General features: G+C 73.2%; 16 protein-coding genes and 2 pseudogenes. 8 read left to right on the forward strand and 10 right to left on the reverse strand.

Annotated features, from left to right (window positions below; translation table 11 throughout):
• Window positions 1–182: 182 nt before the first annotated feature.
• Together DI272_RS11755 and DI272_RS11760 are read left to right on the forward strand one after the other, a co-directional pair.
• Window positions 183–545, forward strand: a complete 363-nt coding sequence (locus tag DI272_RS11755) for a PadR family transcriptional regulator (protein ID WP_109495309.1) — start codon at window positions 183–185, stop codon at window positions 543–545.
• On the forward strand, window positions 542–1,537 hold the full coding sequence (locus DI272_RS11760; RefSeq protein WP_109495310.1) for a hypothetical protein: 996 nt from the start codon (window positions 542–544) through the stop codon (window positions 1,535–1,537). The genes DI272_RS11755 and DI272_RS11760 overlap by 4 nt, the downstream gene beginning before the upstream one ends.
• A gap of 18 nt (window positions 1,538–1,555) precedes the next feature.
• Here DI272_RS11760 and DI272_RS11765 read toward each other — a convergent pair whose 3' ends face one another.
• Together DI272_RS11765 and DI272_RS11770 are read right to left on the reverse strand one after the other, a co-directional pair.
• Window positions 1,556–2,056 (reverse strand): lamin tail domain-containing protein, encoded by a 501-nt coding sequence (locus tag DI272_RS11765; RefSeq protein ID WP_181387163.1) that lies wholly within the window; start codon window positions 2,054–2,056, stop codon window positions 1,556–1,558.
• Between the two features lie 96 nt (window positions 2,057–2,152).
• Window positions 2,153–3,118, reverse strand: coding sequence for a DUF1152 domain-containing protein (locus DI272_RS11770; RefSeq protein ID WP_109495312.1), 966 nt, complete (start codon window positions 3,116–3,118; stop codon window positions 2,153–2,155).
• Window positions 3,119–3,209: 91 nt separating this feature from the next.
• Between DI272_RS11770 and DI272_RS11775 the strand changes: the two genes are divergently transcribed.
• Both DI272_RS11775 and DI272_RS11780 read left to right on the forward strand, forming a co-directional pair.
• Window positions 3,210–3,842 (forward strand): N-acetyltransferase, encoded by a 633-nt coding sequence (locus DI272_RS11775; protein WP_109495313.1) that lies wholly within the window; start codon window positions 3,210–3,212, stop codon window positions 3,840–3,842.
• A 74-nt stretch (window positions 3,843–3,916) separates the two neighbouring features.
• Complete coding sequence (locus DI272_RS11780) at window positions 3,917–4,918, forward strand: zinc-dependent alcohol dehydrogenase family protein (protein WP_109495314.1); 1,002 nt, start codon at window positions 3,917–3,919, stop codon at window positions 4,916–4,918.
• 57 nt (window positions 4,919–4,975) lie between these two features.
• On the opposite strand, the gene DI272_RS11785 is transcribed toward DI272_RS11780, so the two are convergent.
• Window positions 4,976–6,340 carry an FAD-dependent oxidoreductase gene (locus DI272_RS11785; RefSeq protein WP_109495315.1) on the reverse strand — a complete coding sequence of 455 codons (1,365 nt, stop codon included), beginning with the start codon at window positions 6,338–6,340 and terminating at the stop codon, window positions 4,976–4,978.
• A 188-nt stretch (window positions 6,341–6,528) separates the two neighbouring features.
• On the opposite strand from DI272_RS11785, the pseudogene DI272_RS11790 reads away from it, so the two are divergent.
• Window positions 6,529–7,187 (forward strand): annotated as a pseudogene (locus DI272_RS11790) (RNA polymerase sigma factor); the annotation flags it as partial.
• Window positions 7,108–7,866 (forward strand): annotated as a pseudogene (locus DI272_RS11795) (CU044_5270 family protein); the annotation flags it as partial. The pseudogenes DI272_RS11790 and DI272_RS11795, both read left to right, overlap by 80 nt.
• Window positions 7,867–7,884: 18 nt before the next feature.
• Here the strand turns inward: DI272_RS11795 and DI272_RS11800 are convergent.
• From DI272_RS11800 to DI272_RS11815, 4 genes are all read right to left on the reverse strand, one after another.
• Window positions 7,885–8,703 carry a chitosanase gene (locus DI272_RS11800; protein ID WP_109495317.1) on the reverse strand — a complete coding sequence of 273 codons (819 nt, stop codon included), beginning with the start codon at window positions 8,701–8,703 and terminating at the stop codon, window positions 7,885–7,887.
• 133 nt (window positions 8,704–8,836) lie between these two features.
• Window positions 8,837–11,512 carry a SpoIIE family protein phosphatase/ATP-binding protein gene (locus tag DI272_RS11805; RefSeq protein ID WP_109495318.1) on the reverse strand — a complete coding sequence of 892 codons (2,676 nt, stop codon included), beginning with the start codon at window positions 11,510–11,512 and terminating at the stop codon, window positions 8,837–8,839.
• A gap of 204 nt (window positions 11,513–11,716) precedes the next feature.
• Window positions 11,717–14,311, reverse strand: a complete 2,595-nt coding sequence (locus DI272_RS11810) for a SpoIIE family protein phosphatase (protein WP_109495319.1) — start codon at window positions 14,309–14,311, stop codon at window positions 11,717–11,719.
• 123 nt (window positions 14,312–14,434) lie between these two features.
• Complete coding sequence (locus DI272_RS11815) at window positions 14,435–15,541, reverse strand: serine hydrolase (RefSeq protein ID WP_109495320.1); 1,107 nt, start codon at window positions 15,539–15,541, stop codon at window positions 14,435–14,437.
• Between the two features lie 188 nt (window positions 15,542–15,729).
• On the opposite strand from DI272_RS11815, the gene DI272_RS11820 reads away from it, so the two are divergent.
• Window positions 15,730–16,959 carry a PP2C family protein-serine/threonine phosphatase gene (locus DI272_RS11820; RefSeq protein WP_109495321.1) on the forward strand — a complete coding sequence of 410 codons (1,230 nt, stop codon included), beginning with the start codon at window positions 15,730–15,732 and terminating at the stop codon, window positions 16,957–16,959.
• Between the two features lie 191 nt (window positions 16,960–17,150).
• Here the strand turns inward: DI272_RS11820 and DI272_RS11825 are convergent, their stop codons facing one another.
• Complete coding sequence (locus DI272_RS11825; protein WP_109495322.1) at window positions 17,151–17,963, reverse strand: class I SAM-dependent methyltransferase; 813 nt, start codon at window positions 17,961–17,963, stop codon at window positions 17,151–17,153.
• A gap of 19 nt (window positions 17,964–17,982) precedes the next feature.
• Entirely contained in the window at window positions 17,983–18,873 is an 891-nt protein-coding gene (locus tag DI272_RS11830; RefSeq protein WP_219933846.1) for an EamA family transporter, read from the reverse strand.
• A 67-nt stretch (window positions 18,874–18,940) separates the two neighbouring features.
• Between DI272_RS11830 and DI272_RS11835 the strand changes: the two genes are divergently transcribed.
• Window positions 18,941–19,456 carry a MarR family winged helix-turn-helix transcriptional regulator gene (locus DI272_RS11835; protein ID WP_109495324.1) on the forward strand — a complete coding sequence of 172 codons (516 nt, stop codon included), beginning with the start codon at window positions 18,941–18,943 and terminating at the stop codon, window positions 19,454–19,456.
• A gap of 5 nt (window positions 19,457–19,461) precedes the next feature.
• Here the strand turns inward: DI272_RS11835 and DI272_RS11840 are convergent, their stop codons facing one another.
• Window positions 19,462–20,433, reverse strand: a complete 972-nt coding sequence (locus DI272_RS11840; protein WP_109495325.1) for an NAD(P)-dependent alcohol dehydrogenase — start codon at window positions 20,431–20,433, stop codon at window positions 19,462–19,464.
• Window positions 20,434–20,458: the final 25 nt, after the last annotated feature.

A 20,458-nucleotide genomic window follows, 5' to 3' on the forward strand; every position in this document is an offset into this window, starting at 1 on the left:
GCTTGTCGTCTCTCCTCCGTCGGGCCGGGGCGCTCGGCGGAGCCGAGGCGGCGTGGCTCTCAGGCTAGGTCCGGGTGCGGGCCCCGCGCTTCTCCATTCCTGACTGCCCGCACGGGACGGGCGTGTTCGGCTCGCTGAATATATCGGCAGCCGATATATTCGGTTTCATGGCACCGAGGAACATGACACAGGCGGCGTTCTTCGTCCTGACCGCCCTGGCCGACGAGCCGCGACACGGCTACGGCATCCTGCGCGAGGTCGAGGACCTGTCCGACGGCGCGGTGCAACTGCGCGTCGGCACCTTGTACGGCGTACTCGACCGGCTCACCGCGGACGGGCTGATCGTCCTGGACCGCGAGGAGGTGCAGCAGGGCCGGCTCCGGCGCTACTACCGCCTCACCGACGAGGGGATGCGGGCCCTGGACGCCGAGGCGGAGCGGATGGCCGCGGGCGCCAGCGCCGCCAAACAGCGGATCGCCGAGGGCCGCAAGGCCGACGGCACCCCGCCCGTCACCGGCCCCGGACTCGCGGGAGGCCTCGCATGACGACCCTGCTCGAAGCGCGCTACCGCACCGTGCTGCGGCTGCTCCCCGCGTATTACCGCGAGACCCGCGAGGAGGAGATGGTCGAGGTCTACCTCTGGGACGTCGACCAGGAGACCCAGGACCAGAGCAGGCCCACCCTTGGCGAGGTGGCCAGCATCGCCGCCCTGGCCGTGCGCAGCCGACTGGCCGCCACCGGGGCTCCCCGGCGCTACGCCCTGCTCGGCTCGGCCGTCCGGCACTTCGCGCTGTACGCCGTCCTGCTCCAGGCGGGCGCCGTCGTCTCCGACGAGGTCCTGCGGGTGACCTGGTCGGCCACCCGCGGCGCACACGAGTGGGACATGTTCCTGACCGGCTTCACCGGCAGCGGCCCGCTGCCGGCCGTCGTCGCGATCGCCGGGTGGGTGCTGCCGCTGCTGTGGACGGTCGGGTTCTTCGCCCTCGTCCACGACCGCAGGCGCCTGGCCCGGGCCGCCGTGCTGCTGGCCGCGCTGCCCTCGCTCTGGCCGCTGATCGAGCCGCTGGTGACCGAGTGGCCGATGTCCGCCCCGTACTTCGTCACCGCCAACGCGCTGTTCGCGTGGCTCCCGGCCCTCGCCGTGTGCGCCGCGTACCACCGCGACGCCCCGCCCGCCGTGCTGCCCGTGGGCACTCCCGGCCTCGCCTTCCTGGCCTGCTGTGTCGTCACCGGCGGCTCCGTCGCGCTCCTGCCCACCATGGCCGACCTGGCCTGGGCGCCCGCCACCTGTTTCGTCCTCGCCGCCCTCGGCTGGCTGGTGCTGCGCGCCCGCCGCCCCGAACTCGGCGGCGCTGCCGTGGCCCTGGCGGTACTGGGCCTGCTGATCCTGGCGGTCCGGCTGGCGGCGCTGTCCCTGTGGCTCGGCCTCGCCCTGCCCGCGGTGTACCTCGTCGGCGCACTCGCCCAGGCGGGCGCGCTCACCCTCCTGGTCGTGGCGCTGGGCGTGGTGGCAAGGCGCGACCTCGCCCCCCGCTGATGGGGCCGCGCCGCATGCTCAGCTGTGGAACTTGATGTAGCCGTTGCCGTCCGGGTCCGACCCGCTCTTGGTGTACGAGTGGACGTCGGCCCGGCTGCCGGCGGGCTTGAACAGGTAGATCGTGTCCTTGTCGTTGTTCCACAGGAAGTTGCAGTTGTCGCGGTACACGACGTTCTTCGCGTCGGAGTCGGTGCCGTGGCCGCCGCGCAGCTTCACGTAGTCACCCGGCTGGAGGTAATGGTTCGCGGTGAACTCGAACCAGTTCCCCACCGCGTCCTCGACCCAGTACCCCTTCAGGTTCACGGTCTTGGTCGAGGAGTAGTTCTTGATCGTCACGTACTCCTCGTCAGTGTTCCCGGTGGCGCAGTTGTTGGAGTCGCGGCCGGGCGCGTCGTACTGGACCCCGCGGATCTTCAGCGCGGACGTGTACTCGGTGGCCTGTGCGGGCACCGCGCTGAGCGCTATGAGCGTGCCGGCGGTGGCGGCAGCGGCCGTGGTCGCGGCAAGGCGCATACGCATGACAAAGCCCCCCTTGTGAAGGTTCGGTGAAGAAGAGCCTGGAGCGTATACGGCCTTCCTGTGTCGCCACGGGCGATTCCCCGAAACGTGACCCCGTCAGTGCGGGTAGGCGCGGGGCGGCCGCTGCCGGGGCAGCCCCTCCCGGAACTGCGCGATGACCGAGCTGATCTGACGCATCAACGCCGTGTCCTCCAGTCGGTCGAGGTAGAGGTTGCGACGGGCGAGGGTGGGGGCGTCCACGCAGAAGTACAGGGCCATGAGCGGGTTGATGAACAACTCGCTGTCCCGGGTGCGTTCGGTGAAGCGCACGTCCCCGAAGTCGCCGCGCACGGCCGCGGCGACGGAGCCGTTGACGATGCTCGGGTGATCCGGGGTGCACTCCTGGGCGTGCGCCACCGCGTCCAGGTACAGGGCGCCCTCGCGGCTGTCGCGCGGCACGGAGAACGCGCCCAGGTAACCGCCCTCGCGGTCCAGGGCGGCCAGGTTCTCCAGGACCAGGGCGTGGTTGACGCCGTGATGCGCGTCCACGCCGAACCCCAGGCAGGCCACCAGCCGTTCGGGCACCTCGTCCAGCCCGGCCACGGCGGCCAGGCTCGCCATGTCCTCTTCCGGGGTGCCGAGCCCGTGTTCGTCGCCGCGCAGCAGGATGTCGGTCCCGCCGTCCACCAGCACGATCGCGTCCACCGGGCCCAGGTGGTCGAGGAGCGCGCGGTAGGCGGCGCGCAGCGGCCGTACCCCGGTGAGCGGGAAGGCGTGGACGGTCGAGGGCAGCCCCTGCCGGTCCAGCCAGCGGGCGAGGGTGCGCTCGGGGAAGTAGTCGCCGCGGGCGGCGGTGCCGGGGCGGACGGCCGCGACGTCCGGCTCCAGCCACACGTCCTGGTCCAGGCCGTAGAGGTCCGCGAACGACAGGTTGGCCAGGTGCACTTCCTTGCCGGCGGCCTGAAGGGCGAGCGCGAGCGGAAGACCGGCGTAGACGTCGAAACCGCCGCCCGCACCCGCGACGAGGACCCGCCGCGCGGCACGCAGACGGGTGAACAGGGCCGGTTCGTGGAGGGAGAACACCGCAGGACGCTAACAGGCGATCTTCGGTTCATGGCGGCCGTGTGGGGGCGGCAGACTTGTGGGAGCGCTCCCAACTGGGCAGGATGCTGCGATGACTTCGCCAGCAGTGATCCGCCGGTACCACCCCGGCGACCGGGCCGCCCTCGACGACATCTGCATCCGCACCGCGCACAACGGCCTGGACGCCAGGCCCGTCTACACGGATCCGGGCATCCTCCCGGTGATCTTCGCGCAACCGTACGTCGAGCTGGAGCCGGACCTCGCCTTCGTGCTCGACGACGGTCGGGGGCAGGCCGTCGGGTACATCCTCGGCGCCGCCGACACCCCGCGCTTCGCCGCGGAGTTCCGCGCCAAATGGCTCCCGCTCGTCGCCGGCCGCTACCCGGAGGGCAGCGCGGCTCCGGGCGCCCCGGAGGAGCTGATGATCCGGCTCCTGCACGACCCCGAGCGCATGGTCGTCCCCGAACTCGCCCCCTACCCCGCCCACTTGCACATCGACCTGCTCCCCGAGTGGCAGGGCCGCGGCTACGGCCGGGAACTCATGCGCACGCTCCTGAAGGCGTTGCGGGAGCGCGGGGTCCCGGCGGTCCACCTGGTCATGGCGACGGCCAACGTTCCGGCGCGGGCCTTCTACGACCGCCTGGGGTTCCGTGAGATCCCGGTGCCGGATCCGGGGCCGGTCGCCTGCCTGGGGCGCACGACGGGGGATCTCGACCGGTTGTGAATCCCCTCTAGTACGATGGGCATCGTAGTTCGACACTTGTCGAACTACCTTGCCTGGTCGAAGGGGGAAGAACCATGGTCACGACGGTGCGGTTCCACGAGGTCGGCGGGCCCGGGGTGTTGCGGCTGGAGGACGTGCCGGTGGGGGACCCCGGCCCGGGCGAACTGCTGATCCGGGTGGACGCGATCGGCCTCAACCGGGCCGAGGTCCTGTTCCGCAGCGGGCAGTACATAGAACCCGTCAAGGAGTTCCCCGCCCGGCTCGGCGCCGAGGCCGCGGGCGTCGTCGAGGCCGTCGGCCCACGGGTCACGGGATTCGCGGCCGGGCAGCCGGTCAGCGTGGTGCCCGCGTTCTCGATGAACGAGTACGGCGTCTACGCCGAGCGCGCGATCGTGCCCGCCCGGGCGGTGCTCCACCGTCCCGAAGGGCTCGACGCGGTGACGGGCGCCGCCGTGTGGATGCCGTACGTGACGGCGTACGGCGCACTGGTGGAGGTCGGCGGGATGCGCGCCGGGGACACGGTCGTCCTGACCGCCGCCTCCAGCAGCGTCGGCCTGGCCGCGATCCAGGTCGCCCGCAGCGTCGGCGCCGTCCCGGTCGCCACCACGCGCACCCGCGCCAAGGCCGCGGCGCTGCGGGAGGCGGGCGCGGCCGACGTGATCGTGACCGGGGAGGAGAACGTCGCCGACCGGATCCTCGGCCGGACGGCGGGGCGGGGCGCCGAGTTCGTCTTCGACGCCGTCGCCGGCCCCGGCGTGGTCGAGCTGGCCCGCGCGGTCGCGCCCGGCGGCACACTGCTGCTGTACGGGGCGCTCAGCGGACAGCCGACCCCGTATCCGGGCTTCGATCTGGGCATGCCCGCGCTGAACATGCGCACCTACACCCTCCACGAGACCACCCGCGACCCCGAACGGCTGCGCCGCGCCGAGGCGTTCGTCTCGTCCGGGCTGCGCACGGGGGTCCTCGCGCCGGTCGTCGACCGGACCTTCGCCCTGGCGGACATCGCCGAGGCGCACCGCTACCTGGAGGCCGGCTCGCAGATCGGGAAGATCGTCGTCACCGTCGAGCACCGCTGAACACGCGAAGGGGCCGGGGAGTGCTGCCCCGGCCCCTTGCTGGCTGCGCCAACTCGCTCAGGCGCCGCTGGCCTTGAGCATGTCCTCACGCTCGACGATCTTCACGCGCTCGCGGCCCTGCGGCTCGCCCAGCGCCTTCTCGGCGGCGTCCAGCTTGTACCAGCCCTCCCAGGTGGTGAAGCGGATCTCGCGCTCGGCGAGGAACTCGTCCACCGCCTCGGGCGCGGGGGAGTCCGGCGTCTGCAGACGGCCGCCCGCGAAGTCGTCCAGCAGGTTCGCGACCGTCTCGTTGGCGTCGCCCTTGGTGTGGCCGATGAGGCCCACCGGGCCGCGCCGGATCCAGCCGGTGACGTACGTCGACTGCAGGTGCTCGCCGCTCTCCTGGAGGACCCGGCCGCCCGCGTCCGGGACGGTGCCGGAGCCGATGTCCCAGGGCAGCTTGGGCAGCTTGTCGGAGAGGTAGCCGACCGCGCGGTAGACGGCGTCGACGTCCCAGTCGGTGAACTGGCCGGTGCCCTTGACGTTGCCGGTGCCGTCCAGCTCGGTGCGCTCGGTGCGCAGGCCGACGACCTTGCCGTCCGCGCCGAGGATCTCCACGGGCGACTCGAAGAAGTGCAGGAACAGCTTGTGCGGGCGGTCGCCGACGTCGCGGATCGCCCAGTTCTCCAGGGTCTTGGCGACCATGTCGACCTGCTTGTTGCCGCGCCGCTCGGCGATCGAGCCCTCGTCGTAGTCGATGTCCTCGGGGTTGACGATGACCTCGATGTTGGGGGAGTGGTCGAGCTCGCGCAGCTCCATCGGGCTGAACTTCGCCTGCGCCGGGCCACGGCGGCCGAAGACGTGGATCTCGACGGCCTTGTTGGCCTTGAGGCCCTCGTAGACGTTCGGCGGGATCTCGGTCGGCAGCAGCTCGTCCGCCGACTTGGCGAGGATGCGGGAGATGTCGAGTGCCACGTTGCCCACGCCCAGGACTGCGACCTTCTCCGCCTCCAGCGGCCAGGTGCGCGGGACGTCCGGGTGGCCGTCGTACCAGGAGGCGAAGTCGGCGGCGCCGTAGGAGCCGTCGAGTTCGACGCCCGGGATCTTCAGCTCGCGGTCGGCCATGGCGCCGGTGGAGAAGATCACCGCGTCGTAGAACGCGCGCAGGTCGTCCAGGTGGACGTCGGTGCCGTAGTCCACGTTGCCGAAGAGGCGGACCTGCGGCTTGTCGAGGACCTGGTGGAGGGCCTTGACGATGCCCTTGATGCGGGGGTGGTCGGGGGCGACGCCGTACCGGATCAGGCCGAACGGGGCGGGCATCCGCTCGAAGATGTCGATGGACACACCGGGCTCGGTGGCCACGTCGGACTTGAGCAGAGCGTCGGCGGCGTAGATACCGGCGGGACCGGCTCCGACGATGGCTACCCGCAGGGGGCGGGGCATGATCAGGTTCCCTTCGAGCGGCGACAAGCGATCTCGTCGGGAAGCCTAAGCTAAGGCAAGCCTAAGTCGGTACGCGGGTCCGATCTATGAGCTCATAAGGCTACTTTATGAGCCGACTCGGGCCGCGCGAGCACCCTCTCACACCCTCCGGGAACCCGATCACGGGGTTCGGGCAACAGCAGTCGACCATGCCCGTGACCCCGGGGAGACCGAATGAAACCGACAGGCGATGCGTACGTCGAGGAGCGCCCGCCGTCGCCTCCGACGACGAACTCTCCGACGCCGCGGTCGTGGAACGGTCCTGGGAGGAACCCGACGCGTTCGGGCTCCTCTTCCATCGGTACGACGACGACATCCACCGGTACGTGTCCCGGCGGCTCGGCACCGAGACCGCCGACGACCTCATGGCCGAGACCTTCGTCCTCGCCTTCCAGCAGCGCCGCCGTTACGACCTGACGCGGCCGCACGCCCGCCCGTGGCTGTACGGGATCGTCACCAACCTCGTCGGCCGGCACCGGCGTGCCGAGGCGCGCCGGCTCAGGGCGCTCGCGCGTGCCGCGGTGACGGCGGCGAGGCGCTGGCGGACCGGGTGACGGCCCGGGTGGGCGCCGAGCGCACCCGGGCCGAACTGGCGGGCGCGCTCGCCGGGTTGCCGTCCCGGTACCGGGACGTGCTGCTGGTGATCGCCTGGGGCGACCTCGGCCACGCGGAGGCCGCGGAGGCGCTCGGCATACCGGTGGGCACGGTGCGCTCGGGGCTGCACCGGGCACGGGCGAAGCTGCGCGAGGCGCTGGGCGGTTGCGATCCCACGGCCCGAACGGGACGCGCAGAGCCCGCGGATGGCCACGCTGAGCGCGGCGGAGCTGCTGCACAAGGCCGCGGACCGGACGCGGGCCGACACAACGGGCCTGCCGGTCCCCCGCGGCGACCAGTACTTCTACACCAGGACCCGCACGGTCCGGACCTACAGGAAGGGCGGGAAGGTGCGGACCTGGACGGACGAGAGCTGGACCTCCGTGGACGGCTCCCGGCCGTCCAGGCGCCAGGAGTACGGGAAGGTCCACGACGACCCCCCGCTGGGCGCGGACGAGGTCAGGTGGCCGCCGACCGCGTACACCGCCCTGGCGAAGTGGCCGACGGACCCGGCCGAGCTCCTGGAGCGGCTGCGGACGGGCACGGCCGGGGACGACGACGCGTTCATGACCGCCGTCCAGCTCTTCGCGGTGCCGCGGGCCATGCCGCCCGGACTGGAGGCCGCCACCTTCGAGGCCGTGGCGCGGATTCCGGGCATCCGGACCGACCGGCGCGTCGTGGACGCACTCGGCCGCAGGGGTGTCGCCGTCGCCCACCCGACGTTCGACTTCGCGTTCGTCTTCGGCGCCCGGAGCTACGGCTTCCTGGGGCGCAGCCTGGAGGGCAGCACCGGGTACCTGGTCGATGGCCGGTTGAAGTATCGCGACCCGTACGACGAAATGCGGGCCCGGGCGGAGTCGGGCGTTGTCGACCGCGTCGGACAACGCCCGTAGGCAGCCTCCGGCTTCCGGTCAGCCGATGTGGTAGCTGTCCCCGTAGACCTTCCAGTCCAGCGGCGGATCGAGGTTCAGGTTGCCCTTGCGCAGGAAGACCCGCTGGGCGGTGTCGACACGGCTGGTGTCGCTGTGGGCCTCCTCCTGCTTCATCGCCCACACGCGGGCGTCCAGGAAGGCGTCGAGCCAGGCCACCTCGTCGCCGCCCTGCGCCGGGGGCTTGGCCCGGTTCAGCGCCCGCTTGCGGATGTTGCGGAAGCTGGTCGGGTCGCCCCCGTCGCCGTGCATGACGAGGGCGTCGTAGTACGCGAACTGCCCGAGCACGCGTACCCCGTCGGCCTTGCCCTGGCGCACGGCCGGGTTGAAGTACACCCGGTCGCGCTCGTCGTTCTGGGCCCGCTGGAACTCCGTGTCCTGTGCGGCCCGGCGCCAGTCCCGGGGGAAGTCCGGGTCGAGCCCGGCGTGCGAGTCGCTGCCGTCGACCTGGCGCAGGGCCGGCAGATAGCGGGCGAGGACGTTGCCGGGCATGCGGTCGGTGTACAGCTCGACGAGGTCGAGCATGTCGCCGGTGCCGGAGCAGAATCCGATGATGCCCGCGGTGTAGCCGCGGCCGTCGCCGATGTCCTCGATGTACCGGTACTGGGCCTTCCAGTCGAGCGAGGAGTTCTCCGCGCTCGACACCAGCTGCATGGCGATCTCCTTCTTCGCCGGGTCGTCGAGTCCGACCGCGGCAGGAAGGGCCGCGGCGCCAGGGGAGTCGAGGAGCGGGGCCGACGCGAGGGACGCGCCGAGCAGGGCGAGGAGGGTACGGCGCGAGGTGCGCGCGGGGTGCTTCACGGCGGCTCCAAAGGGAGGTGGGGGGTGGGGAGTTGGGCCGTTCCTGACACTGATAGGAAGGTTTACTATCAGATGGCGCGCGCGAAGAACACCCTTCCCGCCGAAGGTTCGTACCAACGAACAACAAGTGCCGTTACGGCAGGGGCTGCTCCGCCCAGATGACCTTGCCCTCGGGCGTGTAGCGCGTCCCCCAGCGCTCGGCGAGCTGCGCGACCAGGAACAGCCCCCGGCCGCCCTCGTCCGTCATCGCCGCGTAGCGCAGATGGGGCGAGGTGCTGCTGCTGTCGAAGACCTCGCAGATCAGACTGCGGTCGTGCAGCACCCGGACCCGGATGGGCTCACCACCGTAGCGGATCGCGTTGGTGACCAGCTCGCTCAGGATCAGCTCGGTGGTGAAGTCCAGGTCCGCCAGGCCCCATTCGGCCAGCTGCCGGGTGACGTCCGCGCGCACCCGCGCGACCGCCGCGGGGTCGGACGGCACCGACCACTCGGCGACCCGGGCGGCGTCGAGCGCCCGGGTGCGGGCCACGATCAGGGCGATGTCGTCGCTGGGCCGGGCCGTCAGCTTGGAGTCGAGCACCACCTGACAGGTCTCCTCGGGCGTCTGCCCGGCTCGCTCCAGAGCGGCGGCCAGCAGCTCCAGACCCACGTCGATGTCCCGCTCCCGGTCCTCGACCAACCCGTCCGTGTACAGCACCAGCCGGCTGCCCGCGGCGAGTTCGAGGTCGGCCGTCTCGAACGGCAGGCCGCCCAGGCCCAGCGGCGGCCCGGCGGGCACGTCCGGGAACTCCACGCTGCCGTCGGGATGGATCAGCGCGGGCGGCGGGTGCCCGGCGCGGGCGACGGTGCAGCGCCGGGCGACGGGGTCGTAGACGGCGTAGAGACAGGTCGCGCCGGTGACCGGGGCGCTGTCGCCCTCCTGGGTCTCGTCCTGGTCGATGCGGCCGACGAGTTCGTCCAGCAGCGCCAGCAGCTCGTCGGGCGGCAGGTCGAGGGCGGAGAAGTTGTGGACCGCGGTGCGCAGCCGCCCCATCGTCGCCGCCGCGTGCAGACCGTGACCGACGACGTCGCCGACCACCAGGGCCACCCGGGCACCGGACAGCGGCAGCACGTCGAACCAGTCACCGCCGACCCCCGCCTGCGCGGGCAGATAGCGGTAGGCGATGTCCAGGGCGTTCTGCTCGGGCAGGTTGCGGGGCAGCAGGCTGCGCTGGAGCGTGACTGCCATGGTGTGCTCGCGCGTGTAGCGGCGCGCGTTGTCGATGGAGACCGCGGCCCGGGTCACCAGTTCCTCCGCCAGGGCCAGTTCGTCGGTGTCGAAGGGCTCCGGCTTCTGCGAACGCCAGAAGTTGACCACGCCCAGGACCAGCGCGCCCGCGCGCAGCGGCACGGTGATCAGTGAGTGGATGCCGAACTCCAGGACCAGCGCGGTGCGTTCCAGGTCCTGGGCCCGCCAGCCCGGCGACTCGGCCAGCCGGGACTCCAGGACCGCCTGCCCGGAACGCAGGGCCCGGGCCTGCGGGGCGGACGCCACCAGCCGCATCCGCTCGCCCACCGGATACAGGGGCGCGTCCTTGCGGATGCCGCTGAACGCCGTGCGCCGCAGCTCGGTTCCCGCGTCCGGCTGGCCGCCGCCGAGCACCGCGTCGAACAGGTCCACGGTGACGAAGTCCGCGAACCGGGGCACGGCCAGCTCCGCCAGCTCCTCGGCGGTGCGGGTCACGTCCAGGCTGGTGCCGATGCCGACCCCGGCGTCGTAGAGCATGTTCAGCCGCTCCCGCGCCGCCTCCGCCCGGCCCGACAGGGCCCGCAGCTCCGTGGAGTCGCGCAGGGTCGCCACCGTGCCCGCCGGGCCGCCCTCCAGCTCCGTCGCCCGCTGGTTGATCGCCAGCAGCCGCTCGCCGACCAAATGCACCTCGTCCGTGGCGACCCGCCCCGAGGCGAGAAGGTCGGCGGTGTCCGGCGGGAGACCGAGCTCGCGGACCTGCCGGCCCTCGGCGTCCGCGGGCAGATGGAGCAGCCGCTGCGCCTCGTCGTTGGCGAGCAGGAGCCGCCCCTCCCCGTCCGCGATGAGCACGCCCTCGCGCACGGCGTGCAGCACCGCGTCGTGGTGTTCGTACATCCGGGTCATCTCGTGCGGACCGAGGCCGTGCGTCTGGCGCTGGAGCCGTCTGCTGACCAGGGCCGTGCCCGCGGTGGCCACCGCCAGTCCGCCGGCCGCCATGGCGATCAGCAGCGGCAGCTGCTGGTCCGCGGTCCCGCCCACGTGCTCGGTGGTGATCCCGGCCGACACCGCGCCGACGACCTTGCCGTCCGGGTCCTTGACCGGCACCACGGCCTGCACCAGCGGCCCGATGGTCCCCTCGATCTGCTCGGTCACCACATGCCCGGCCAGCGCGGGGGCGAGGTTGCCGACGAACTTCTTCCCGATGCGGTCGGGCTTGGGGTGCGTGTAGCGGATGCCGTCGGTGTTGAGTACGACGATGAAGTCCACGCCGGTCGCCTTGCGCGCGGCCTCGGCCCGCGGTTGCAGCACGGCGGTGGGGTCGGGAGCGCTCAGGGCCTCGCGGGTGCCGGGCGCGTTGGCGAACGCCTCGGCGACGGCGACCGAGCGGTTGCGGGCCTCGGTGGTGCTGTCGTGCCGTACCTGGAGCACCAGCGCCACCACGGCGGCCACGACCAGCAGCAGCACGATCACGACCTGGAGAACGAACACCTGTCCGGCGACGCTGCGTCCGCCCAGCGCCGACCGCACCTCGGCTCGCCCGCGCCGCGACCGGCCTGCGTCACGCTGCGAGAGTCGGGCCATGTGCCATGTCTACACTGCACGGCCCCAGGAGGCGAGAGGCGTCACAGGCTGTGACACGACCTGCACGACACCTCGACAGCGTCGTCGGGGGCGGGCGGGGTGTGGTGGGTGGGGGTGTGCCGACGGGTGGCCCGGGTGGTCGTCGATGAGGGTGGCGCGAGGGCTGTGGTCGGTGGGGCGGGTGCGGTGTGCTCCCGGGGGTGCTCAGGCGCGGCGACGCCGTTCGCGGCGGGTCGCGAGCAGCAGGGCGATGTCGTCCGGGCGGTCGGCGGTGTGGCGGGCCGTGGTGGTGAGGCGGTCGGCCAGGCCCGCCAGGCGGGTCGCGGGGGTGCCGGCGCGGGCCAGGGCGACGCGCAGGGCGCTGATGCCGTCGTCGATGTCGACGCCGGGCCGCTCGACGAGGCCGTCGGTGTAGAGCGCGAGGACGGCGCCGGGCTCCACCTGGAGCTCCGTGACCGGGTAGCGGGCCCCGGCGTCGACGCCGAGGACGACGCCGCCGGGCAGGTCGAGGACGCGCGTGGAGCCGTCGGCGTTGCGCAGCAGGGGCGGCGGATGGCCGGCCCGGACCGCCCGGGCGAGGCCGGTGACCGGGTCGAGCCGGATGTAGCAGCAGCTGGCGAACTGGCCGGGGTCGAGGTCGATGAGGAGGTGGTTCGTGCCGCTCATCACCTCGTCCGGCGGCCGGTCACTGAGCGCGAACGCCCGGACCGCGCTGCGGAGCTGCCCCATCGTCGCCGCCGCCTGCACTCCGTGCCCCTGCACGTCCCCGATCACCAGGGCCAGCCCGTCCCCGGACTCGACGACGTCGTACCAGTCCCCGCCGACCTCCATGCCCTGGGTGCCCGGCAGATAGCGGCCGGCCGTCTCCACCAGCGGGTGGTCCGTCAACCGCCTCGGCAGCAGGGCCTGTTGGAGCCCCCGGGCGAGCGCCGCCTCGCTCTCGTAGCGCTGGGCCTTCTCCATGGCGTGCGCGATCAGCCCGGCGAGCGCGGTGAGCACCGAACGCTCCTCACCGCTGAAGCTGCGCTGCCGGTCGAAGCCCAGGATGCAGGAGCCGACCGGGCGCCCCGAGGCGATCAGCGGCAGGAAGGCGCGGGCGCCCTCCGTCGCGTCCAGCGGGATGCCCGGGTAGGCGGCGGAGAGCTGCTGCATGGAGTCGAAGAAGAGCGGCCGGCCGGTGGTGAGCGTCTCGACGCCGGGCAGCCGCGCGTCGAGGCCGACCCCGTCGAACGGGGCGAGGAACCCCGGCGGGAAACCGGACTCCCAGGCCAGGAACAGATGCCGGTCCTGAAGGAGGTAGAGGGCGAGCCGCCGCCCGCCGAAGGCCGGGAGCAGCTCCCGCATCACCACGGCGGAGACCTGACGGGCGGTGACGGCCTCGGTCAGGGCGATGGCGAGGACGATCGGCCGGTACAGCGGGGCCAGCGAGGACGCGCCGGCGGCGTCCGCGCCCCCGCCCGCGGCCCCCTCCGCGGCCTCGTCCGCGCCGGGCATCCGGCTGGTGGGCTGCACCGTGCAGGTCAGCACGTCGGGGCCGGGGTAGACCGACAGCGCCAGCCAGTCGCCCTCGTAGGAGTCCTGCGCCGGATCGGGCGGCCGTCGCACCCGCAGGTGGACCGGGTCGGGCGACAGCAGGGCGCTGCGCAGATGGTCCTCGAAGTCGGGCTGGTTCAGCCAGGGCACGCCGTCCCACAGCGAGTGCCCGAGCAGCAGGTCACGCGGCCGGTGCAGCAGCTGTCCGGCGCGCGGATTGGCGTAGGCGACCAGCCCCAGCCGGTCCAGGCAGAACACGCCCTCCGGCAGCAGGTCGGCGGCGGCGTCACCCGCCGCCGACGGACCCGGATCGAGCACGAACCCCCGCACGGGCCGGACACCCGCCCCGGAGGACGCAGAGGCCCCGGAGGACGCAGAGGGCCCGACAGTCCCGGAGGCTCCGGAAAACCCGGAGGCTCCGAAGGCCCCGGAGGGCCTCGATGACCCGGCGGGACCGGGGTCAGGGTCCGGGGTCCAGAACTCCATGAGCCGCAGACCGCCGTCCGCGGCCCGCACGTACAGCGGCAGCGAGGGCGGAGGCCGGTTCGCGGCCGTCTCCTGCAGCGCGGCCAGCACCCGCTCCGCGTCCGTCGGGGACACGGCCTTCGCGAGCCCCTGGACCGTCGCGTCGAACTCGGTGGGCGCCACGCCGAGCAGGGCGTGCAGCGGCGCGTCGGCGGTGACCACACCGGTCGCCGGGTCCCAGGCGAACCGCCCGAGCCGCCCCCCGGACGGGTGGGCGGTCGGCGGCCGTACGCACAGTGGCTCGCCGTCCCAGGCGACCGTCTCTCGGTGGTCCTCCAGCCGTGCGGCCAGCTCCTCGGCCACCTGCGTGAGCCGCTCCCGCGCGGGCAGCACCTCGGCCGCGTCGGCGGCCGCGGGCCGCAGCACGGTCAGCACGCCGTACGTCGACGACGCCCCGGCTACGGGGACGTACAGCGACCCGAACTGGAACGGCAGGCCCGCCGCGAACTGCGGATAGCGGCGCATCGTCTCCGTGGCGTTCGGCAGCACCACCTGCACCCCGAGCCGGTAGGCGTCGGCGACCGGGAAGGGGCGGTCGGCGTGCACCCGCCACCAGGGCTTGAACAGCGGCCCCGGCAGTCCGGCGAGGACGGCCAGCCGCAGCACGCCCGAGGTGTGCGAACGCAGGTAGATGCCGCCGGCGTGCCCCCCGGCCGCGCCGATCGCCTCCGTCGAGGCGTCGATCAGCAGTGCGGCCAGCGGTCCCGGCGCCCGGTGCGCTTCCTCGCCGCTCCCAGTCATCGGCCCTGCCTCGTCGCTGTGCCGCCGCTCGGGCGACACAGCAAGAATGCGCCACGAGACGCCGGAGGCGCACCCGGACGGAGGCGAGGAAAAAGCAGCGGGCGGGGGACCGGCCCCCCGGTGTCAGGTGAGGAGCCCCTGGAGCCCTTCGTAGGCCGCCGACACGATCTCCAGGCCCCGCTGGTCGTCCGCGGGCTCCCGCATCTGCTGGGTCACGTACGCGACCGCCATACGGGCCGCGGGATCGACCATGACGAGCGACCCGCCCCAGCCGCCCCAGCCGTACGTCGTACCGAACAGGCCGTATCCGAGACCCCAGCGCATCTGCATCCCCAGGGTGCGGTCCTCGCCGTCGAACTGCTCCTCCCAGGCCCGTTCGCAGCCCGCCGGGGACAGCAGCCGCACTCCGCCGACCGTGCCCGAGCAGGCCATCGCGGACTGCACGAGGGCGACGGAGCGGGCGTTGCCGTAGCCGTTGGCCGCGGGGATCTCGGCCCGGCGCCAGGCCGTGCTGTTGGCGTCCCGGACCCGCAGCGCGGTCGCGGTGCCGGGCTCGGGGTCCGCGTTCTGAGCGCTCGCGGTGTAGTCCTCGTCGTACGAGGGCGGCGGGACGGCGAGCGCGACCCGGTGGTCGTCCTCGGGGCCCACACCGATCCGGAAGTCGGCACCGAGCGGACCTGCCACCTCCTCGGCGAAGAACGTGCCCGGGGTCCGGCCCGTGATCCGGCGAACGACCTCGCCCACCAGGTAGCCCTGGGTGAGGGAGTGGTACCCGGCCGCGGTGCCCGGCTCCCACTGCGGGGCGAGTGCCGCGAGCCGGGCCGTGACGGCGGGCCAGTCGTAGAGCTCGGCCACGGGCCCGTCGTAGTCGGGCAGGCCCGCGGTGTGCGACAGCAGGTGCCGGACGAGCACCTTCTCCTTGCCCGCCGCGGCGAACTCCGGCCAGTACCGGGCCACCGGCGCGTCCAGGTCGAGCTCGCCCCGGTCCGCCAGAACCAGCGCGGACAGCGCCGTCATCGTCTTGGTCACCGAGAAGACGTTCACGATCGTGTCCCGCTGCCACGGCGTGCACCGCCCGGCGTCCGCGAAGCCGCCCCACACATCCACCACGGCCTCGCCGTTCACGAAGACCGCGGCCGAGCCGCCGGCGTCCCCCTCGTCCAGGAAGGCGGCCAGTGCGTTGGGCACGGCCAGGAACAGGTCGTCGTACGAGCCCTGGATGTCTGCCATGTGCCGAATCTAGCCCCGGACGAGGGGCCGGGAGCAACCGGATATCCGGGCGCGGACGGGCCGGGAACGAGCTGGCAAGGTCGCGGGAACAGTCGGGAACGGTCGGAGTTTGCCGTCGGAGGGGCATCCCGCCCGGCGGCTCATATGGTGGGAAGTGACGCGATATCGGCAGTGAGGCGGCAGGGCCAATGACGGACGCTGGGATCGACTACGCAGCGGTGTTCCAGGCGCTGCCCGGCATGGTGGCGGTCCTGACCCCCGAGCTGGTGTACGCCGACGCCAACGAGGAGTTCGTCCGCATGTCCGGGCGCACCCGGGAGCAACTCGTCGGCCGCTACCTCTTCGAGGTCTTTCCCGACAACCCCGACGACCCGGCCGCCTCCGGCATGCGCAACCTCGCCGCCTCCCTGAGCCGCGTCCTGGCCACCGGCGAGCGCGACACCATGGCGGTGCAGCGCTACGACGTCCAGTCCCTGGAGCAGCCGGGCTGCTGGGAGGAGCGCTACTGGAGCCCGGTCAACGCCCCCGTGTTCGGTCCGGACGGGAAGGTCGCCCTGCTGGTGCACCGGGTGGAGGAGGTCACCGAGTTCATCCGCGACCGCGGCGGCCCCGTCGGTACCCGGGCCCGTGCGCTGGAGGCCGAACTGTACATCCGGGCCAGGGAGTTGCAGGAGGTCAACGAACGGCTGAGAAAGGCCCACGCCCGTGAGCGCGAGGTCGCCCTGGCCCTCCAGGAGGCGATGCTCCCGGCGCCGCGGCAGGTGCGCGACCACCGGGCCGCCGTCCGTTACCGGCCCGCCGTCGGCGCGCTGAACGTCTGCGGCGACTGGTACGACCTCGTGGAACGGATCGGCGGCGACCGCATCTGCGTGGCAGTCGGCGACGTCGTCGGGCACGGGCTGGGGGCGGCCTGTGTGATGGGTCAGCTGCGCAGTGCACTGAGCGCCGCGTCCCGGGTGGCGGAGGGGCCGGCGCAGGCCCTCGACGTGCTGGGCCGGTACGCCCATGTCGTGCCCGGCGCCGAGTCCGCGACGGTGGTCACGACGTTCGTCGACTTCGACGCCCGCACCGTCACCTACAGCAGCGCCGGCCATCTCCCGCCGGCGCTCGTCCACGCCGACGGCCGGGTGGAGTTCCTCGACGCGGCGACGGACCCGCCGCTGGACGCCAGCCCCGACCCCGTCCCGCGCCCCGAGGCGACGGCCGGCTTCTCCCCGGGCGACACGCTGGTCCTGTACACCGACGGGCTGGTGGAACGCCGCCGCGAGGACATCGACGCCGGGCTGGAACGGCTGGCGGACTCCCTCGCCCGGCACCGCGGGGCCGAACCGGCGGCGATGGCCGACGCCGTCCTGCTGGAACTGCTGCCGCCGGAAGGGGCGACGGACGACACGGCGCTGATCGTCGTACGGCTGTGAGGGCCCAGGGCCGCGCGCTTCCCGCGGACCGGAGACGATCGCCACAGGAGTGGAAGCGGCCGGAGGCGGAACGGCCTGACCGGCGAGAACCGGTGCCCTGGGCGTCTGGCCGCTCTACGGTGTGCCCTCCGCGTCGGATCCGACCCGCTTCGAGGACAGGGTGCGGCTCCTGGAGGCGTGCGGGATCACGGTCACGCCGCGCCGACGCCTTCCTTGCGTCCCTTCACGGCCCAGGCGCGAGCCGTGAGGGCGATCGTCCCGTCGGCCCGTACCGGCACCCGCTCCCGCAGCGCCCGCCGCAGCTCCTCGCGGAGTGCCGGGGAGAGGGCGGCCACGTACCCGGGGGCCGGGCCCTGGCCGGACAGGAACGGGGCCCACAGGTCGTCGAAGTCGGTGAACAGGGTCGGGATCTCGACCGGCGTGACCGTCACCTCGGTCAGCCCCGCCGCGTCCCACAGCGGACGCAGCGCCGACGGCTCGCACAGCGGGAAGCGGTGGCCCTCGTCGTGGGCCGCGGCCGACGGGTCGACCGCGGTCGCGGCGGCCCAGAAGTGGCGCAGGAACCCCATGCCCCCGGCGTAGTCCCAGACGTAGGCGGCCACCACACCGCCGGGCCGTACCACCCGGACCGCCTCCGCCAGTGCGAGGCCGGGCGCGGGAAGGAAGTTGAGCACCAGCCCGCTGACGGCCGCGTCGCAGACCGCGTCCCGCACCGGCAGCGCCTCGGCGTCCGCCACGACGACACGCGCCGGCGGGGGAGCGGAGGCGCGTGCCGTCGCCGCGAACCCGGCGGACCGCTCCACGCCCAGCACGGACCGGGGCCGGCACCGTACGGCCACCGTCGAGGTCAGCGCCCCCGAACCGCAGCCGATGTCCAGCCAACGGGCGCCGGGCGGACCGTCCAGCCATCGGACGAACGCGTCGGCCACGCGCCGGCTCCACCGGCCCATGTACCGCTCGTAGGCGTCGCCGGCGGCCCACACGTCGAAGTGCCGTTCGCTCACCCCTCCACCTTGCCCTGTCTCAAGGGGCGTCGCAGGCGACGGGCGCGGGCCGGGGCGACGGCCTCGCGCGTCCCGGGCGGCCGAGCGCGACCCCGGTCAGCACCAGCCCCAGCCCGCACAACTGCCGTACCGTCAGCGCCTCGCCCGCGACCACCGTGCCGAGCAGGACGCCGGTCACGGGATTGAGCAGGCCGATCAGGCCGACCGTCCCCGCGGGCAGGCGGCGCAGCCCGGCGAACCACATCGTGAAGGCCAGCGCCGTGGCGACGACCGACACATAGCCGAACGCCAGGAGCGCCGAGGCGGACAGGGCGGGCGGCGGGCCCTCCACGGCCGCCGCGACCGGGAGCAGGAACAGCGCACCGGCGGTGAGCTGCCAGGCGGTCGAGGCGAGCACCGCGCCGCCGGCGTTCCATCGCTTGGTCAGGATGTGGCCGAAGGCCGACACCAGCATGGCGCCTGCCGAGGCCAGCACCCCGGGCACGCTCACTCCCTCGGTGCCGGTGAACAGCATCAGACCGACCCCGGCGAGCCCGGTCGCGGCGCCGACGAGATGCGCGGTGCCGGGCCGCTCGGCGAGCAGGGACCAGGCGATGAGCATCATCGTCAGCGGGGACACCGCCATGACGGTCGAGGCCACGCTCGTCGGAAGCAACTGGGAGGCGGCGTAGACGAGCACGAAGAACACGCTCACGTTCAGCAGCCCGAGCACCGCGGAACGCCCCCACCACACTCCGCGCGGTCGCCGCCGGGCGAGCGCCAGCAGGACGAGACCGGCGGGCAGTGCCCGCAGCGCGGCCCCGTACAAGGGGCTGTCCGTCGGCAGGAACTCGTGGGTGACGTAGTAGTTCGTGCCCCAGGCGACCGGCGCGACCGCGGTCAGGGCCACCCATCGGCTATTCGCTTCCATGGAAGCCAATATAACTTCCCGGGAAGCTAATGTAACTTCCGGGGAAGCTAATATGAGGTCCATGTCCATGGAAGACCGGCTGCCGCCGGACCGCGTGGCCCGCATCCAGGCCGACTGGCGCCGCGAACGGCCCGACCTCGACGTCACCCCGCAGGGCGTGATCGGCAGGCTGCACCGCCTCGCCGACCGGCTCACCGAGGAACTCGTCCTCGTCTACGGCCGTCACGGCCTCGGCGAGGGCGAGTTCGACGTGCTGTGCGCGCTGCGCCGCGCCGGTGAGCCCTACGAACGGGCCCCCGGCGAACTCGCCGCGCACACCATGGTCACCACCGGCGCGATGACCAAGCGCATCGACCGCCTGGAGCGGGCCGGGCTCGTCACCCGCCGCCGCTCCGCCGACGACCAGCGCGGCCGGATCGTCGCCCTGACCCGCCCCGGCCGCGAACTGATCGACCAGGCCTTCACCGACCACATGCGCAACGAGCGACGGCTGCTCGACCTGCTGACGCCCGCCGAGGCCGAGACCCTGGAGAGGCTGCTCACCACCTGGCTCGGCCGCCTGGAACCCCCGACGGGGAACTGAGGTGCTCAGACGGTGACGACGAGCTTGCCCCGCGGATGCCCGCTCTCCAGATGGCGTACGGCGGCCACGGCCTCGTCCAGCGGATAGGCGCGGTCGATCACCGGGGTGATGGCGCCCGACTCCGCGAGAGCCTTGAGCCGCAGGAGGTCCGGCTGCCGGGTACGGGCGAAGAGCGGGCGCAGCCGCTGCCCCACGAAAACGGACAGCACCAGACCCCGGACCCAGCGGTCCAGGCCGCCCAGCACCGGGCCGCCGGTCTCGCCGCCGACGAGGACGACCGTGCCCCGCGGGGCGAGGACGCGGCGCAACCGGGTCAGGGAACGGTTCCCGGCGGCATCGACGATCAGGTCGTGGCGGACCGGACGGTCGGTGATGTCCTCGCGCGTGTAGTCGATGACGTCGACCGCCCCGAGCGACCGGACCAGATCGGCCGCGCCGGGCCCGCACACCCCGGTGACCCGGGCCCCGTAGTGGGCGGCGAGCTGCACGGCGAACGTGCCCACGCCCCCCGAGGCGCCGATGACGAGCACCCTGCAGCCCGGCTCCGGGAGGGCCGTGTCCAGCGCCTGGAGCGCGGTCACGCCGGAGACGGGGAGGGCGGCGGCCTGCGCGAAGGAGAGGCCGTCGGGCATCGGGGCGAGCTGCTCGGGTTTGGCGCGCGCGTACTCGGCGAAGGAGCCGTCGCACTGGCCGAAGACCTCGTCCCCGGGCTTGAACCCGGTCACCCGCTCGCCGACCGCCTCGATCCGCCCGGCCGCGTCCCAGCCGCGCACCACGTGCGCGGGGCGGCGCAGCCCGAGCTCGGGACTGAGCCGGGCGATGTAGGGCCGCCCCGTCATCAGATGCCAGACGCTCGGGTCGACGCCGGCGGCGCGCACCGCCACGAGCACTTCGTCGCCGCCGGGCGCGGGACGCTCGACGTCCCGCAGCCGCAGGGATTCGGTGGAGCCGTACGCATACTGGACGATGGCCTTCATCGGGGCACTCCTCCGCGCCGGTCGG

It is taken from the genome of Streptomyces sp. Act143 (assembly GCF_003143935.1).
GTDB lineage: Bacteria > Actinomycetota > Actinomycetes > Streptomycetales > Streptomycetaceae > Streptomyces.